Origin of the sequence: Mycobacterium sp. SM3041 (assembly GCF_039668335.1) — a bacterium.
In the GTDB taxonomy this organism is placed as follows: Bacteria; Actinomycetota; Actinomycetes; order Mycobacteriales; family Mycobacteriaceae; genus Mycobacterium.
The window spans coordinates 64,230-79,191 of sequence record NZ_JAYXBQ010000042.1; the positions used below are offsets into that span (position 1 = coordinate 64,230).

The window sequence follows — 14,962 nt, forward strand, 5'->3', positions numbered from 1 at the left end:
TCGAAGTCAATCTAACCAATTGGCCATGCGGCCAATTGACCGTCATGTAAATATGGCGGCGTGACTGAAGATGCCGATGTGGCACAAGCTCGGGCATTGCGCGCCGAGCTGCGTAGGCATGCCTGGGACCTCGCATCCAGGCTGGCCCGGGTCGAGTCCCTGCCCGATGCGACGGCCTGGTCAGAGCGGGCGCGATCGATGCGCCGGCGCGCCCGAGAGCTGCGGCGCGACCTCGACGAGGCCAGGTTCCTGATCGACCGATTGCATGCCCGGTTCCCGAGCATCGACGCGGCGGGTACATCGGCAGACGCTCCAAGTTATTGAGAACCCTCATTGACAATTACCCACTAGATGGTTAACAGTGCTAAGCGTCTCCGATGAAAGGCGCACCATGAGCACGCAGGACCAGCTCAACGAGCTCGGCTACTACGCCGTCACCCGGCATCCCGCGGACACCCGCGTGGTGCTGCCCGAGGCCCGGGATGCCGAGGCGCTCGGGTTGGGCTCCTGCCACATCGGTGAGCGCTTCACCGTGAAGGACGCGGGCGTTCTCAGCGGCGCGGTGGCAGGCGCCAGCACGACGCTGGGCATCGCGCCGTCGACCAATCACCACACCCGGCATCCCACGGTCACCGCGACCATCGGGTCGACGATGCACGCCCTGACCGAGGGCCGGTTCGCGATGGCGTTCGGCCGCGGGATGGGGCCCTACTGGCAGGCGATCGGTCTGCCGGTCGTGACCGAGGCGCGGCTGCGCGATTTCTTCGGCATCCTGCGCCGCCTGTGGGCCGGCGAGATGATCCTCGATCACGACGGACCGGCCGGGAAGTGGCCCATGCTGCGCCACGTGAACGGCCTGGAAGACGGGCCGCCGATCGGCCTGGTGGCGGTCGGCCCGAAGACCATGGAGCTGGCCGGCGAGATTGCGGATTTCGTTGTGCTGCATACGTTCTTCTCCGACGAGGCGACGGAGAAGTCTGTCGCCGCGGTACGCCGCGGCGCGGAGAAGGCCGGCCGGGATCCGGACAGTGTCCGCATCTGGGCCTGCCTGGCGACGGTCCCCGATGCGTTGTCCGAGGACGACCAGATCCGGCGTGGCGTCGGACGGCTCGCGACGTACCTGCAGGCGTACCCAGATGTCCTGGTCTCGGCCAACGGCTGGGACCGGGCGACGTGGGATCGCATCCGGCAGTCCGACCTGTTCACGGATGCGGCGACCGCCGGACCGATCGATGCCAGCGCGTCGTTCGAGACGCTGCAGCGGATCGCCGAGCTGATCCCCACCGAGTGGCTGGACGCCGTCGCCAAGGGCTCGCCGCAGGATTGCGCGAAAACCATTGCCCGCCAGTATGATCTGGGCGTGCATTCGGTGATCATGCACGGGGCCAGTCCGCACGAACTGGCGCCCGTCGTCGAGGCCTACCGGGCCAACCGGCCGACGCTGCACCGGGCCGTCGCGGCGAATCCGGGCCGATTTGCCTGACCGTCCGGCCCGCGACTCCCCGCAGGCGGCCCTCGCCCGGGAGCAGTGGCAGGCCGTCGTCACCGAGTCGGGCGCCGGCACCAAGCTGAACAAGCGCGGCCTGGAAACCCGGGCCCGCCTGCTCGACGTCGCCATCCGCTGTCTGGCCGACAGCGGTGGCGAGCCGGTGTCGGCGAACCGCATCGCCAAGGATGCGGGCGTCACCTGGGGCACGGTGCAACACCAGTTCGCCGACCTGGACGGGCTCTGGGTGGCGGTCATCACCGAAATCCACTCCCGCAGTTGGGCCTCGGGCCCGGAGACGCCGCGCAGCGGCACCCTGCGCGAACGGGTGGAGGGCGCCATCGAATCCGTGTGGCGCTACCTGGACACCACCGAGGGCCGCGCCCTCACCGCGCTGCGCACGTCACTGCCGGCACGACGGTCCGACATCGCCGCCGAATATCCGCGCACCGCAGCGGCTTTCGCGGCCCGTGAGCTCGACTGGATTCAGGGTTTCGATTATCTGATGGAAGGGCTCGACGTCGACCCGCACCAGTTGCACCGGGTGCGGTGCCTGCTTCCCGCCGCGATCCGCGGTCTCAGCAACGAACGGCAGATCGGGTTCACGTCGGATCTCGACGTCGCCCGCGCGGCTTTGACCGATGCCGTCGTCGCGTTGTTGGCCCCGCCGCGGCTGTAGTCACTCAACGAGATCGGCGGTCGCGGGTCCGAACAGGTACAGGTGATCGAGCACCGGCGCCGCGTCCCCGGACCACGCCATGGCCGCCATCTGACGACGGCTGCGCCGCCCGGTGCGCCAGCGCACCGCTTCGAATCGCGTCGTCTTCAGATCGACCGCAGGTTCCGCGTCCGGACCGCACCGGTACTCACCATCCTCGACGAACACACGCATCGGCACCGGCGTGACCAGCATACGCAGGAGCTGATCCGAAACCTGCTGCAGGGCAGCGGAATCACGCGCGCCCGGTCGGCCGATCGCATCCCGGATGTCATGTTCGTGGACGACGATGTCGCCGAGCGGCGGCGCGATGCCCTCCCGTGCGAGCCGCGGCAGCTCGGCGGCCGCATCGCCCCAGGCCCGCAGGATGTCGTCGCGGCCGCAGCCATCGAACCGAGCCACTTGCGCTGCCGTCTGGGCATCGTTGGGTGGGGCGACCCGGCGCCCCGCGGCCCAGTCCTGCGCGACGCCGGCCATGTGTGCCAGCACATCCCGCACCGACCAGCCGGGACAGGCAGCGACCGCAGTATCGACGGAAACATCTGGCGCACTGACCAACTCGACGATGCGGTCCATGGTCTGCTGGTAGAGATCCGCGAGATGGGCTTCATCGCTCACAGGAGGCGCACCCTTCCGTGCGGGGCGGGCGGGGATCGTCGGGCTTGCTGGGATCGGGGTCGCCGAACCATCGCGAGGGCTGATGCTCGCCGTAGGTGTCATGCCAGTCCCACCATTCGTAGGGTGGGTCCTGCGGGTATCCGGGCGGCGAGTCCTCCCAGGTCTCCTGCCGGCCGAGCGCCGTCATGTCGAGATAGCTCCACGAGGTGCCGAGCGCCTCGTCGCCGCGGTTGTTGATGAAGTAGGTGCGGTAGATGGCGTCACCGTCGCGGATGAAGGCGTTGGTGCCGTGCCACTCGTGTACGCCGAAGTCGACGTCGAAGTCGTCGGTGATTGTGTACCAGGGCATCTTCCAGCCCATCCGGGCCGTCATCCGCGCGATGTCGGGCTGCGGCGCGCGTGAGGCGAACGCCAGCGTCGTGTCGCGCGCGTTCAGGTGGGCCACATGGCCGACGTTGTCGGCGATCATCGAACAACCCCGGCAGGCGTGCTCGGGCCAGCCCTGTACGCCCTCCTCGAAGAACGCCCGGTAGATCACGAGTTGCCTTCGCCCACTGAACAAGTCGGCCAGGCTGAGCTCGCCGTCCGGACCGACGAAGGTGTAGTCCTTGGTGACCGGCGTCCACGGCATGCGGCGGCGCATCGCCGCCAACTGGTCCCGCTGGCGGGTCCATTCCTTCTCGGCGACGAGCATCTTCTCCAGCGCGGCGTCCCATTCGGCCGCGGACACGATGTCGGGTTTCTGCACGGCGTCTCTCCTCCACAGAATCATTAAACAAACTTGTTGAACGTCACCGTTCCAGGAGAGCACGATCCGCCGCTATAGTCAACAAGATGGTTGAAGATCAGCTGCTAGACCGGGCCTACGCCGCCCTGGCAGATCCGACGCGCCGCCGGCTATTGGAGACGCTGCGGCAAGGCGATGCGCGCATCACCGACCTGGCCGCCCCGCTGCCGATGACGTTCGCCGGCGTCTCCCGGCATATCGGCGTGCTGGAATCGGCGGGCCTGGTACAACGCGATGTCCGCGGCCGCGAACGCTGGGTGTCCCTGCGCCCCGAGGGGCTGACCATGGCGCAGCAGTGGATCAACGAACAATCCAACTTCTGGTCGGTGCGGGCGGATGCCCTCGCAGACCGCTTGCGACGCAAAGGAAACGGTCAATGACAGAACCCGTCACCGTGCGCGTGCAGCGCGTCATGCCGGCAGTCCCCGACGTGGTGTTCGGCGAGTGGCTCGATGTCGAGTCGCTGATGGACTGGATGTGCCCACGCCCGTCCCGGTGCGTCGCCATCACCGTCGAACCCCATGTCGGCGGCAAGCTGCGGTTCGACGTCGACCACGACGCCACGGGCACCATCGTCCTGATCATCGGCCACTTCCTGGAGATCGACCGCCCGCGACTGCTGCGTTTCACGTGGAGCAATTCGAACTGGCCCGACCCGACGATGGCCAGCGTCGTCAACGTCACCTTCGAACCCCACGGCGAGGGCGAGACGCTGATGAAGATCGAACACTCTCTGCTGCCCTCGCACGAGTACGGCAACTTCCACAACGGCTGGGCGCGCACCGCCGAGCAGTTGGAGGTCGTGCTGCGTAAGCGCTGACCGGGACGGCTAGGTCAGAAGTCCCCGCAACGCCGTCGCAGCCAGCCGCCGGGCGTGTTCCTCGGTCAGCGTGTAGTGCCCGGTCATGCGACGAAAGATCAAGGGCCCGAACAGGATGTCGATGACATCGTTGATGTCCACTGTCGCATCGACCTCGCCACGATCCGCGGCCCGCTGCCACAGCGTGGTGATGGCCGCTCGCCGGCCGCTGAGGAAGTACTCCCGGAAATACGTCGCGCCGGCGGGATCGTCGACGCATGCCGCGAGCAGTTGGGCGAACACCTCGCCGCGCGCGCTGGCATAGAACGCCGACACGCGCACGACCTGTTCGGTGAGATCGCCTGCCGCGCTGCCGGTATCGGGCAACGGCAGGGCCTGCGCCATCATGGCGCCGAATGCCTCGGCGGCCACCGCGGTCCGCGACGGCCAGTGCTTGTAGATGGTGGCCTTGCTGGCACCGGACCGGGCGGCGATGGCATCGACCGTCGCGGCCGGGAAGCCGCCCTCGTCGAGCAGCTCCGATGTCGCGTCGAGGATGGCCTGATGGATACGGTCGCTGCGCGCACCGGTGGGGCGGGCGAAGGTGACTTCGTCCGCCCCAGAACGGGTTTCAGGCGACATCGTCGTGGTCGGTGGACTCGGCGACGGCGCGCCACTGCGCCAGTTCAGCCTGCACGTGGGCGATTTTGGCCTCCACGGCGGCAATGGTGTCGCGACCCAGCTGCAGCCGCACCGGCGGCTGCTCCGACTCGACGACGTCGATGATCGCGTTCGCGGCCTTCACCGGATCGCCGGGCTGGTCGTGGTTGCGCTCGCCGGCGGTGATGCGCATCTGGCCGGCGGGGCCGTCGGCGTAGTCGTCGATGACCTGCTGCTGCGTATGCAGGCTCGACGAGTCCAGGAAATCGGTGCGGAAGTAGCCGGGCTCGACGACCATGGCATGCACGCCAAGGGGTTTCAGTTCGGCATGCAGCGCTTCCGACAGCGCCTCGACGGCGAACTTGGTCGAGGCGTAGACGCCCCAGCCGGGCGAGCTGACGAAGCCGCCGACCGACGAGATGTTGACGATCGTGCCGGAGCGCTGTGCCCGCAGCACCGGCGTCACCGCACGGGTCACGGTGAGCAACCCGAAAACGTTGGTCTCGTACACCGCGCGCACCTCGGCGTCGCTGGCTTCCTCGACCGCACCCAGCAGCCCGCGGCCGGCGTTGTTGATCAACACATCGATGCGGCCGAACCGCTCGACCGCGGCCTGTGCGGCGGCACGCGCCTGCGCCTCGTCGGTGACATCCAGTGGGACAGCCAGCAGATGATCGCCGGCGTCGGGCAGCGCCGCGGTGACGGCCGCGGCATCACGGGCCGTGGCGACGACGTCGTGCCCGCGCGACAGCGCTTCGCGGGCGATCTCCAGGCCGAATCCGCGGGACGCTCCGGTGATGAACCAAACGCTCATGATGTGACCTCTCCGAGGTTCAACTGAACTGTACGATCAGTTTAGTTTTGATGGACGCACGATACAACGGCGGACTTCCGCGGGTTATTCCGAGCGACAAACCGACGAGCTCAGGGACTCAGACCGGCAACCATCCACCTGGTCGTACGGCGAACGTGGCGCCTGTCGTAATTCCTCGCGGCGAGCCGCCCCAACAACCGACACGTTCGACGCCGGGAGCTCAGCTCGCTACGCCAGGGCAGGCCCCGGCCAGTCACTCGCGAACATCGCAATTTGCCTGCGCTGAGCCTCGTCGACAACCAAGTCGAGACTGTTGGCGCGCGGGTAGACCTCCGCCGCTTCCCATAAGGCGGCACGCACACTCGTTGCCACGCCGATCTTGACCCCGCGCTCACGAAGCGCGACATGCAGGCGTTCGGCGTCAAACAGGTGCACCGAGTCGATGCAGAACGGACGGAGGCCACCGCGCGACGAACCAGCAGCGGCCTTCGGACCTGCAAATACCAAGTAGCAATCGACAGGCGCATTCAAATTGATGTCGAGTAAGCCCTCGAGCTTTCCGTACGCCTTGACATTGACTGTGCGACCCGCCAGCAGACCGGTTGTGAAGCGGCCGTCGTAACCCGCGACATTTGCACCGTGCTCCAGTTCAATGTCGAAGATACGGGCTGCAATCCACTCACCGATGTGTCCCACAAGTGCCGGCCGGCCGAGCAGCGCTCCCAGTCGCGCATCAAGCGCGTTCCGTTGCTGAAGCAGTACGGCAAGCTCGGCGAGTTCTACCTCGTCACGCTGATCCATCCGATGACAATGTCACGGAACCTGCACATAGTGTCCACTGCTACCGTCGCCCCGTGGATCTGACGGACTCGTACACCCGCGTGCTGCCGCCGCACATCCGCGACCGGTACGAGTTCATCGAAACCCGCAATGCCGCCGCGATCCTCGCCGCCACCAACCCGCAGCGGTTCGACGAGCTCCTCACCGCGCTGCACGAATTCCGGCTCCGTACCGACGATCTCGTCCAGCCCGGCGGCCAGGAGACCGAACTCGCCGCCCGCCTCAACACCGCCTTCCGCAACAAGGGCTGGCGCGAAGCGCGCGTGGACACCCGAATCCGCTTGGAACTGCGCAAGATGCCGCACAAGCCGGCGGGCGAGATGCACCCCACGCTGGAGGACACCGAGGTGTTCAACGAGGGTTACAAGGTCGACAACTTCGTCGACCGGCTGGCTCTCGATGTGGAGTGGAATGCCAAGGACGGCAACCTCGATCGCGACCTGAGCGCGTACCGGGCGTTGTATGACGCGGCGCTGATCGACGTCGCCGTCATCATCACCCGCACGCAGACCGACCTGCGCACGCTCGGCTACCGCCTGGGCATCGAGGCCGGCATGGACGACGAGCGCGCCCGCCGCATCCTGGCCACCACGACCACCACCAACACCGAGAAGCTGCGGCCCCGCATGCAGCGCGGCGACAGCGGCGGCTGCCCGCTGCTGGCCGTCGCGATCTGCGCCCGGACTTGGGCCGAGTACACGCCGGATCCGGAGGACCCGGACACGAAAGCCGACATCTCCGGACTCGCGGGCCTGTGGGACGCCTGACCTGTCGGCCCCGGTCGATACTCTCTCGGCTGTAGGGGATCAGTAACGGAAGGTCGGAGGTCGCGGTGGTTGAGCCGCTCGGGAGGGGCAAAGCCGGGGAAGGTTTTAGCAAGACCGTTGGCGACATTGGCAAGTTCGCGCGAAAAACCTCAGCGCAGTTGTTCGAACAGGCCAGCGAATTCATGGACGTTGCGGTGGACAGCGTTGAGAAGCTGACAGCGAAAGAATCGGACCCGTACGCGGAGGCCATCGCCACGTACAACGCCGCATTCGTCGCGATGAACGACAAAGGTCAGTCCGTACTCCGCCAACGTGAGCGCTCGACGGATCTAATCGAGCTCGTCGAGTTGCTCGTAAACAGCATCGCCAACACCCCGAAGACATTCGAGACCGACTTCGACGAGATCGACATCTACAAGGCGCAGTTCCTGGACGCAGAGGAATTCGCCCGCAACGACCTCGAAGCAGCGCGAGTTTCGGCCGCGAGCGCCGGAGCTGGGCTCACCGCGGGCGTTGCCGTCGCGAGCGTGGCCCCCACCGCGGCGATCTGGGTCGCTACCACCTTCGGCACTGCATCAACCGGTACCGCGATCTCTACCCTCTCCGGAGCCGTCGCGACCAAAGCTGCTCTCGCATGGCTCGGCGGCGGCGCAGTGGCAACCGGCGGCGGAGGAACTGCTGCGGGCAGTGCCCTGCTCGCACTCGCGGGCCCTATCGGGTGGACGGTGGCGGGTGCCTCGCTCCTCGCCTCGATTGCGCTCTTCGCCAAGCAGAAGTCCGACAATCGAGAGGCACAGCAGGCCGCACTGACCGCCGTGAAGCAGAACACCGCGCTCATAAACGGCCTGGAGGCCCAGATCGACGCTCTCCTCAAGCGCACGGTCTCCATCCGTGAACTGCTCATGAGGAGCTACAGCGAAGCAGTGGAGTTCCACGGTGCCGACTTCCGCGGGCTGTCAGCGCCACAGCAGTCCCGACTCGCCGCGCTCGTGAACGCCACCAAAGCGTGCGCAACCCTGCTCAGCACGCGCATCACACCGGATGCCGCCGATGAGTGACACCGCGAAAACCACGAGAAGCAACCAAGAGCAGGCCGTCGCTGCGTGGGTGAACTACTTGAATCAACTTCGGTTGGACACCTTGCTGGGCGCGTTGAGACGGCAAGATCAGAATCTCCACGACGCTCTCGCCAGTATGGCTGAGGCAACTCGGACGATCGACCTCGAAGTGATCGCCGCTGACCGCGGCGGAGTGAAGGGTATGCACGGCTTCATCGCAGAGATCGCTGAGGTGGGTGTCGGCAACGCTCGGAGTCAGGTCATTGGAGGGGGATCCGTCTACCAGTGGGTTAACGACAACGGGCCTGTGGATCTAATGCGCAGCGGCGTGGCGATTCAGCAGAAGTTCGTCGCGGCCGGTGGCCGCTTCAGTCTGGGCGCCATCGAGGAACATCTCCAGAAGTATCCCGACTTCGTGGTAAATGGCGGCAAGTACCAGGTCCCGAACGACCACTTCGAAATGATCCAGACGCTGTGGGCTATGCCTCCCGACCAGGCGAACAGGCTGACACCCGCCGACGGAGGTCCGTCTCTCCGGGATTGGAAGCGTGTGCGCGCCTTCTTCGATGAGCGATCCATCGGGATCGAGTCGCTGGAGCCGTCTCAACTGAAATACAGCGAGGTGCAGCGGGGCACCATCGGCGCAACGATGACGGCGGAGGAGGATTCCCTCCGCGCCACCGACCAACGCCTGCGAGACAGCGCTTATCAGGAGAGCCGGCCGACGTCGGCACAGGCCGCGAATGCCACGCTCGTCGCCGCAGCCGTCGAGGGCGGGACTGCCTTGGTACAGGCCGTGGTTGAGAAGCGCCGTTCGGGTAAGGCACTCAAGAACTTCACGAGTGAAGACTGGATCTCCATCGCGGGCACGACCGGCGGCGGTGTGGTCAAGGGCGGTGTCCGAGGGTTCAGCGTCTACTCGCTCACGAACTTCACGGCGACGTCCGCGGCAGCTTCCAGCTCGATAGTCACGACTGCCTTCGGAGTCGCGGAGCAGGCGAACAGACTCCGTCGCGGCGAGATAGACGAATTGGAATTCATCGAGAACGCAGAGCTCCTATCTCTAGAAGCCGCCGTCAGCGCGCTGTCTTCCTTCGTCGGGCAGGCACTCATTCCGATACCCGTCCTCGGCGCCGTGATCGGGAACACCGTCGGCACCGTCATGTACAAAGCGGTATCGTCCTCCCTCTCCGAGCGGGAAGCAGCACTGATCGAGCGTTACCTCGAAGAACAACGCACGCTCGACGAGCAACTGGCCGCCGAATACCAGGACCTCATTGGAAAACTCGCCGCGAGCATGTCCGACTACCTCGGGGTGCTCGAACGCGCATTCTCACCTGACGTTGATATCGCCCTAGCCGGTTCGGTGCAGCTCGCGCTATATGTCGGCGTGGCCTCGGAAGACGTCCTGGATTCCGAAGAAAAGGTCACCGCATACTTCCTCGACTAGCAGTTGCCAGACGATATGGGACAAAGACCGTGATGCCTAACCCGCGGCGCGATCAAGCTGTCCCCGAATATGTCGGTGCCATCGCCTACGATTTCGTGAAGATCTTCTCCGTTCGAAAAGATCTAATTCGAAGGTAGGAGTGACAACGTGGCGAAACGCAGCGACCAGGCCGGCGCCGAGTCGAAGGCCGCCCCCCTGCGCGATATCGCCGCGCCGCCGCCGCTGCCCACCATCGATGGCGGCTGGAAGACCGTATTGGCCGATCCGCCTTGGCGTTTCACCAATCGGACCGGCAAGGTGGCACCGGAGCACCGGCGCCTGGACCGGTACTCCACGCTCGATCTCGAGGCCATCTGCGACATCCCGGTGTCCACCGTCGCCGCGCGTGACTCGCACCTGTACCTGTGGGTGCCCAACGCGCTGCTGCCCGAGGGGCTGCGCGTCATGGAGGCGTGGGGCTACCGCTACGTCTCCAACGTCATCTGGGCCAAGCGGCGCAAGGACGGCGGGCCCGACGGGCGCGGCGTCGGCTTCTATTTCCGCAACGTCACCGAGATCATCCTGTTCGGTGTGCGCGGCAGCATGCGCACGCTGCCGCACGCCCGCAGCCAGGTCAACATGATCGAGACCCGCAAGCGGGAGCACTCGCGCAAGCCCGACGAGCAGTACGGATTCATCGAGGCCTGCTCGCCCGGCCCGTATCTGGAGCTGTTCGCCCGGCATCCGCAGCCGGGTTGGACGGCGTGGGGCGACGAGTCCGCCGCCGATGTCACGCCGCGCGGCCAGGTCCACAAGGGTTACGCCGGCGGCGCCATCGACGTGCCGCCGGTGACCAAGCACGTCCGGCTGGACCCGACGACGGCCGAACGCATCGGCAAGGAACTGCGCATCCGCTACGAGAACGGCGAGAGCATCCGCCAGCTCGCCGAGGAGACCGGCTACGGCATCACCCGCGTGCGCGGACTGCTGGAGCGGGCCGGCACCACGTTCCGCGGTCGCGGCCCCCAATGAGAATGGGCCCCGCCGAAGTGGGGCCCATCGACAGTTGTCGGAGGTTTACCAGACGCGCACGTAGTCGACGAGCATCTCGGCCGGGTAGCTGCCACCCTTGGGGTCACCGCCACCGGAACCGGACACCGCCAGGTTCAGAACCGGGAACACCGAGTAGCCGGGCAGGTTGAACGGCCAGTCGTCCAGCGAGTTCGCCGGCACGTAGAAGTACGGCTGCATGCCTTCGGTGTAGTCCTGCCAGAACGACATACCGGCGTCGTTCCAGGTGACGCGCCAGGTGTGCCAGCCACCGTCGATCGGGTGCGGGTGCGTGTCGAACGACGTACCGTCCGACCGGGCGTGCACCGTGGTGCCCGACGGCCACTCACCATTGCCGTACCACTCGGCCAGGTCGATCTCGCCGCCGACGACGGGGTGGTCGTTGGACAGCCACCAGGCCGGCCAGCAGCCGTTGGTCAGGCAGTTGAACTTGATCCGGGCTTCCCAGGTGGTGTTGATGCCACCCCAGAAAGTGCCGAAGACCTTGCCGCTGGTGTATTTCCCGTTGGCATCGCGCGTGGCGCGGATGACGAGGTTGCCCTTGCCGTCGAGGAAGACGTGCTCCCGGTCGTCGCGGTACTGACCCATGTTCTCCGGGCGGTCCCAGAACACCGGGTTCTTGATGGTCTCGCGCCGCGGCGAGATGTTCCACTTGGCCGGGTCGGGCCGCGACCCGGCGGGGCCGTCGAACTCATCGTGGAAGATGTAGGTGGGCGTTTGCGCGGCGGGCTGCGGGGCCAGCGGCGCAGTGGGCGAACTGCCCGGTTGGGGATCCGCCAGAGCGGCGGGGGACGGCATCGCGGCGGCGGCCAGCAGGCCAAGCCCCGACGCGCGCATCATGTTTCGACGATCCATTTCCGGCACAAGGGGATATACAAGCCGCTCAGACAGACTTGGCGCAACTTACGACACGCTTGAAATCACCTGTCAGAGCGGCATTCTCATCACGGGCGCAGGAGCGCTAACCAGCAGTCAGCAAAACGTACGCTTGTCCAAATCTCTATGCCAGCCAGCGAATCCCTACCCGAGCATTGAGAACAGCAATACCGAACGCGCAGGTGTGCAGACAGCCGCGCATTCGGCACCACCGAGAAACCGAAACCGTCCAGCAATACCGGTTCAGGTTCAGCGGTCGGAGTTCTGGCCCTCCCAGACCTGGCCCGCTTCGCCGGCCGCTGCCGCCTCAGCCGCGGCTGCGGCGGACGCCGACGAGGCAGCCGCTGCGGCCGATGCCGACGCCGAGGCGTAAGCCTGCGAACCCGCCGGGCTACCCAGCGAGTTACCGGGGCTACCCGCGGTGGCGAACGCCGCCTCACAGTTCAGCGACAGCAAAACCTGACTGCTGCTCGAACCACCGCTGTTCGCCGGCGCTGCCACCGTGCGGGCAACCTGGTTGGTCACAACGCAGTTCGGCCACTGCAGCTGGTCGCCCACCGTCGTCGAGACCAGCGGCTTGAATCCAGCACTGGACAGCGCCGACCGCGCGTCGCTGAACTTCTGGCCGACCACATTGGGCGCAGAACCGGCGGACGCCACACCACTACACATCAAGGCCACAGCACCCAGCGAAGTTGCCGCAGCAACACCCCATGCAGTCTTCATGGGGCCCTATCCTGCCTTAACTCCCGGCGCTGCGCTCATCGTTGAAGCAGTTGATGCCGCCGGAGACCAGGTTTGGGTGGCCCCGTTGTTGAATTCCGGGACTTCCGGGCTGTTGAAAACGGTGTTGGTCGGGGCGTGGTCGGAGCCGGCGACGGCGCCTCCATCGGTCACTCCAGCGGAGATCGCACCCAGAGTGCCCAGCGCAACCATGGCCGCAGCGGCCGCCAACCCGACGCGTGTTCTTGTCGAATTCATAGAACAAGATTGCCGCGTCTGTGGTATGCGAGCAAGTAAATTTCCTGTTCACACTGACGTTCCGACGCCTGCGTCAATAGTCAATACGGGATTCAAATCAGCCAGACCCGATGCAAATCCGCCCATCAATAGGGGTATTGCTGCGGATACTGCTGCGGGTACTGCCCGTACGGGTACTGCTGCTGTCCCGGGTAGTACGGATTGGCCGGCGGCTGGGATTCCACCGGTTGGTCCGGGCCTTTGGGGACCTGAATCGGGATCGGCACCGGCACGAACGGCAGCCGGATGTAGCTCGTCGTCATGGTCGGCGTCGTCGAGGTCGGCGTCTCCGACGTAGGCGGGGGTGGCGGCCGAGGCGGCGGCTCGCTCGTGGTGGTGGCGGTGGTCGCCGGCGGTGGAGTCGTCGTCTGCGCGTGCGTCGTGGTGGTGTGCGTCGGCGCCGGTGCGTGGGTGACCGGCGGTTGGTACGTCGGGCTGGGCTGCGGGGGTGGCGGTGCGGGGACCTCGTTGGTGACGGTGACAGTGCTGGGCGGCGCCGGTTCGGCCGGCGGCGCCGGCGGTGGCGTCGGAGATTCGCTCAGCGACGGCGGCGGGGTGGTCGGCGGCGCGACGGGCTTGCGGTCACCGGTCAACGCGATCGTCACGCCGCCCACGGCCGCGATCGCGGCGAAGATCGCGACGCCGAACACCACCAGCGGGAGCCGCTGCCAGGCCTTGGACGGCTCGGCGGCCACCGCCGCGGCCGGCGGCACGTACTGCGCGATGGCGCGAGTGGTCGTGGTGTCACCGAAGACGTCGTCGCCGGTGTAGGGCAGCAGGTCACCGCCGCCGTCGGAATCCTCGGACCAGGCCAGGGACGGCCCGGTGGTTTTGACCACCCGGGCGGCCGCGGTGTCGGTGAGCACGTCGAGTTCGGGGATGGCCGCGGGCGCGGTGGCAGGGCCGCCGTCGACCGCCGCGGTCGGTGCGGTGCCCAGCAATGCGGCCGGCGCCATCCCGGTCTTGGCGTCGGCGTCAGCGCCGTACACCGCGAACAGTGCCGCACCCACCGCGGCATCGAGCGCCGGCTGCGGGGTCGTGACGAGAATGCCCGCGGCACCACGCGCCTCGAGATGTGCGGCGAGCCGCGTGCTGACCACCGGGATCCGCGCGCCACCACCGACCGCAACCAGCGAGCTGACGGATCGCCACGCAATGTTGTTGCGCTGCAACAGCTCATCGAGCTCCGCCAGCACCCCGGTCAGCGGTTCGTCGAGCAGTTCAGCAAACTCGGCGCGGGTGACCTCGACATCGCCCTGGTGGCCCGGAATGTCCACCGGCACCGTCGCCGTCTCGGCCTCCGACAGTGCTTCCTTTGCCGCACAGCAGGATTCACGGAGTTTCTCCAGTGAACTCACAGCCGCGGTGCCTGCGGTGTCCACTCCCCCGGCACCACCGACACGGTCGAGCACGTGCGCCAGCAGCGCCTGGTCGACGGCCTCCCCGGAGAATTCGGTGTACCGCACGGTCTCGATGGGCTCGAACGACGTATCCGCCGCAGCCAGCGTGATGCTGGTGCCACCACCGCCGAAATCGAGCAGCGCCGCGGTGCCGGTGGCGGGCAGACCCGGATTGGCGTGCAGTGCGGTCAGTGCCGCGACCGCGTCGGACACCAGCCGCGCCGGAACCCCGTTCGGCGCCAGGCTGGGATTGGATCGCATGACGGTCCGCATCGCCCGCAGCGTCGCGGTATCCCAATGCGCCGGAACGGAAATCGCCAGCTGTCCTGTCGGCGGCTCGCCGCCCGCGGCCTCGATCAGGGCGTCCAACGCCTCGGCCACCAACTGGTCGGCGTGATACGCCGTGCCATCGGGCGCCACCATCGGCACCGGGTCACCGACGCGTTCGACGAAGCCGGTGAGTGTCACGCCGTCGTCGACGGCATCCGCGGCCAACCCGATCTGGGGCGCGCGGTCACGGAACAGGCGCAGCACCGCGCGCCGCACCATGGGCGGTTCACCGACGCGCGCTGCGACCAGGTTGGTCGTCCCGATCGACAACCCCAGCTGGTGGCTCATA

General features: G+C 66.8%; 17 protein-coding genes. 9 read left to right on the forward strand and 8 right to left on the reverse strand.

Annotation, left to right across the window (positions count from 1 at the left end):
* Positions 1 to 60: 60 nt before the first annotated feature.
* The 3 genes from VXD91_RS11565 (at position 61) to VXD91_RS11575 (ending at position 2,165) form a co-directional block, all read left to right on the forward strand.
* A complete protein-coding gene (locus tag VXD91_RS11565) occupies positions 61 to 324 on the forward strand; it encodes a hypothetical protein (protein WP_318984704.1) in 264 nt (87 codons plus the stop codon).
* Between the two features lie 67 nt (positions 325 to 391).
* The gene (locus VXD91_RS11570) at positions 392 to 1,483 is read left to right on the forward strand and encodes a TIGR03857 family LLM class F420-dependent oxidoreductase (protein ID WP_318984705.1); all 1,092 of its coding nucleotides are present in this window, start codon (positions 392 to 394) and stop codon (positions 1,481 to 1,483) included.
* A complete protein-coding gene (locus tag VXD91_RS11575; protein WP_346415468.1) occupies positions 1,476 to 2,165 on the forward strand; it encodes a TetR/AcrR family transcriptional regulator in 690 nt (229 codons plus the stop codon). The genes VXD91_RS11570 and VXD91_RS11575 overlap by 8 nt, the downstream gene beginning before the upstream one ends.
* Here the strand turns inward: VXD91_RS11575 and VXD91_RS11580 are convergent, their stop codons facing one another.
* Both VXD91_RS11580 and VXD91_RS11585 read right to left on the reverse strand, forming a co-directional pair.
* Complete coding sequence (locus tag VXD91_RS11580) at positions 2,166 to 2,822, reverse strand: maleylpyruvate isomerase N-terminal domain-containing protein (protein WP_346415469.1); 657 nt, start codon at positions 2,820 to 2,822, stop codon at positions 2,166 to 2,168.
* The gene (locus tag VXD91_RS11585; protein WP_318984708.1) at positions 2,812 to 3,570 is read right to left on the reverse strand and encodes a DUF899 domain-containing protein; all 759 of its coding nucleotides are present in this window, start codon (positions 3,568 to 3,570) and stop codon (positions 2,812 to 2,814) included. The genes VXD91_RS11580 and VXD91_RS11585 overlap by 11 nt, the downstream gene beginning before the upstream one ends.
* A gap of 86 nt (positions 3,571 to 3,656) precedes the next feature.
* Between VXD91_RS11585 and VXD91_RS11590 the strand changes: the two genes are divergently transcribed.
* Both VXD91_RS11590 and VXD91_RS11595 read left to right on the forward strand, forming a co-directional pair.
* Positions 3,657 to 3,989: a metalloregulator ArsR/SmtB family transcription factor gene (locus VXD91_RS11590; protein ID WP_212808055.1), complete on the forward strand. Its 333-nt coding sequence runs from the start codon at positions 3,657 to 3,659 to the stop codon at positions 3,987 to 3,989.
* On the forward strand, positions 3,986 to 4,429 hold the full coding sequence (locus VXD91_RS11595) for an SRPBCC domain-containing protein (protein ID WP_318984709.1): 444 nt from the start codon (positions 3,986 to 3,988) through the stop codon (positions 4,427 to 4,429). Before VXD91_RS11590 ends, VXD91_RS11595 begins: the two co-directional genes overlap by 4 nt.
* Positions 4,430 to 4,438: 9 nt before the next feature.
* Here the strand turns inward: VXD91_RS11595 and VXD91_RS11600 are convergent, their stop codons facing one another.
* The 3 genes from VXD91_RS11600 to VXD91_RS11610 form a co-directional block, all read right to left on the reverse strand.
* Complete coding sequence (locus VXD91_RS11600) at positions 4,439 to 5,050, reverse strand: TetR/AcrR family transcriptional regulator (protein WP_346415470.1); 612 nt, start codon at positions 5,048 to 5,050, stop codon at positions 4,439 to 4,441.
* Entirely contained in the window at positions 5,040 to 5,882 is an 843-nt protein-coding gene (locus VXD91_RS11605; RefSeq protein ID WP_346415471.1) for an oxidoreductase, read from the reverse strand. The genes VXD91_RS11600 and VXD91_RS11605 overlap by 11 nt, the downstream gene beginning before the upstream one ends.
* 228 nt (positions 5,883 to 6,110) lie before the next feature.
* Positions 6,111 to 6,683, reverse strand: a complete 573-nt coding sequence (locus tag VXD91_RS11610; RefSeq protein ID WP_346415472.1) for a hypothetical protein — start codon at positions 6,681 to 6,683, stop codon at positions 6,111 to 6,113.
* A gap of 53 nt (positions 6,684 to 6,736) precedes the next feature.
* Here VXD91_RS11610 and VXD91_RS11615 point away from each other — a divergent pair, with 53 nt between their 5' ends.
* From VXD91_RS11615 to VXD91_RS11630, 4 genes are all read left to right on the forward strand, one after another.
* Positions 6,737 to 7,489, forward strand: a complete 753-nt coding sequence (locus VXD91_RS11615) for a BglII/BstYI family type II restriction endonuclease (RefSeq protein WP_346415473.1) — start codon at positions 6,737 to 6,739, stop codon at positions 7,487 to 7,489.
* A gap of 65 nt (positions 7,490 to 7,554) precedes the next feature.
* Positions 7,555 to 8,547, forward strand: a complete 993-nt coding sequence (locus VXD91_RS11620; protein ID WP_346415474.1) for a hypothetical protein — start codon at positions 7,555 to 7,557, stop codon at positions 8,545 to 8,547.
* Complete coding sequence (locus tag VXD91_RS11625) at positions 8,540 to 9,997, forward strand: hypothetical protein (RefSeq protein WP_346415476.1); 1,458 nt, start codon at positions 8,540 to 8,542, stop codon at positions 9,995 to 9,997. The genes VXD91_RS11620 and VXD91_RS11625 overlap by 8 nt, the downstream gene beginning before the upstream one ends.
* 147 nt (positions 9,998 to 10,144) lie before the next feature.
* Positions 10,145 to 11,008 (forward strand): MT-A70 family methyltransferase, encoded by an 864-nt coding sequence (locus tag VXD91_RS11630; RefSeq protein ID WP_212808051.1) that lies wholly within the window; start codon positions 10,145 to 10,147, stop codon positions 11,006 to 11,008.
* Positions 11,009 to 11,053: 45 nt separating this feature from the next.
* Here VXD91_RS11630 and VXD91_RS11635 read toward each other — a convergent pair whose 3' ends face one another.
* The 3 genes from VXD91_RS11635 to VXD91_RS11645 all read right to left on the reverse strand — a co-directional run bounded on the left by VXD91_RS11635 (position 11,054) and on the right by VXD91_RS11645 (position 14,961).
* On the reverse strand, positions 11,054 to 11,902 hold the full coding sequence (locus VXD91_RS11635; protein ID WP_212808050.1) for a glycoside hydrolase family 16 protein: 849 nt from the start codon (positions 11,900 to 11,902) through the stop codon (positions 11,054 to 11,056).
* 270 nt (positions 11,903 to 12,172) lie between these two features.
* Positions 12,173 to 12,649 carry a PASTA domain-containing protein gene (locus VXD91_RS11640; RefSeq protein ID WP_244872704.1) on the reverse strand — a complete coding sequence of 159 codons (477 nt, stop codon included), beginning with the start codon at positions 12,647 to 12,649 and terminating at the stop codon, positions 12,173 to 12,175.
* 380 nt (positions 12,650 to 13,029) lie between these two features.
* Positions 13,030 to 14,961, reverse strand: a complete 1,932-nt coding sequence (locus VXD91_RS11645; protein WP_346415477.1) for an Hsp70 family protein — start codon at positions 14,959 to 14,961, stop codon at positions 13,030 to 13,032.
* Position 14,962 lies beyond the last annotated feature (1 nt).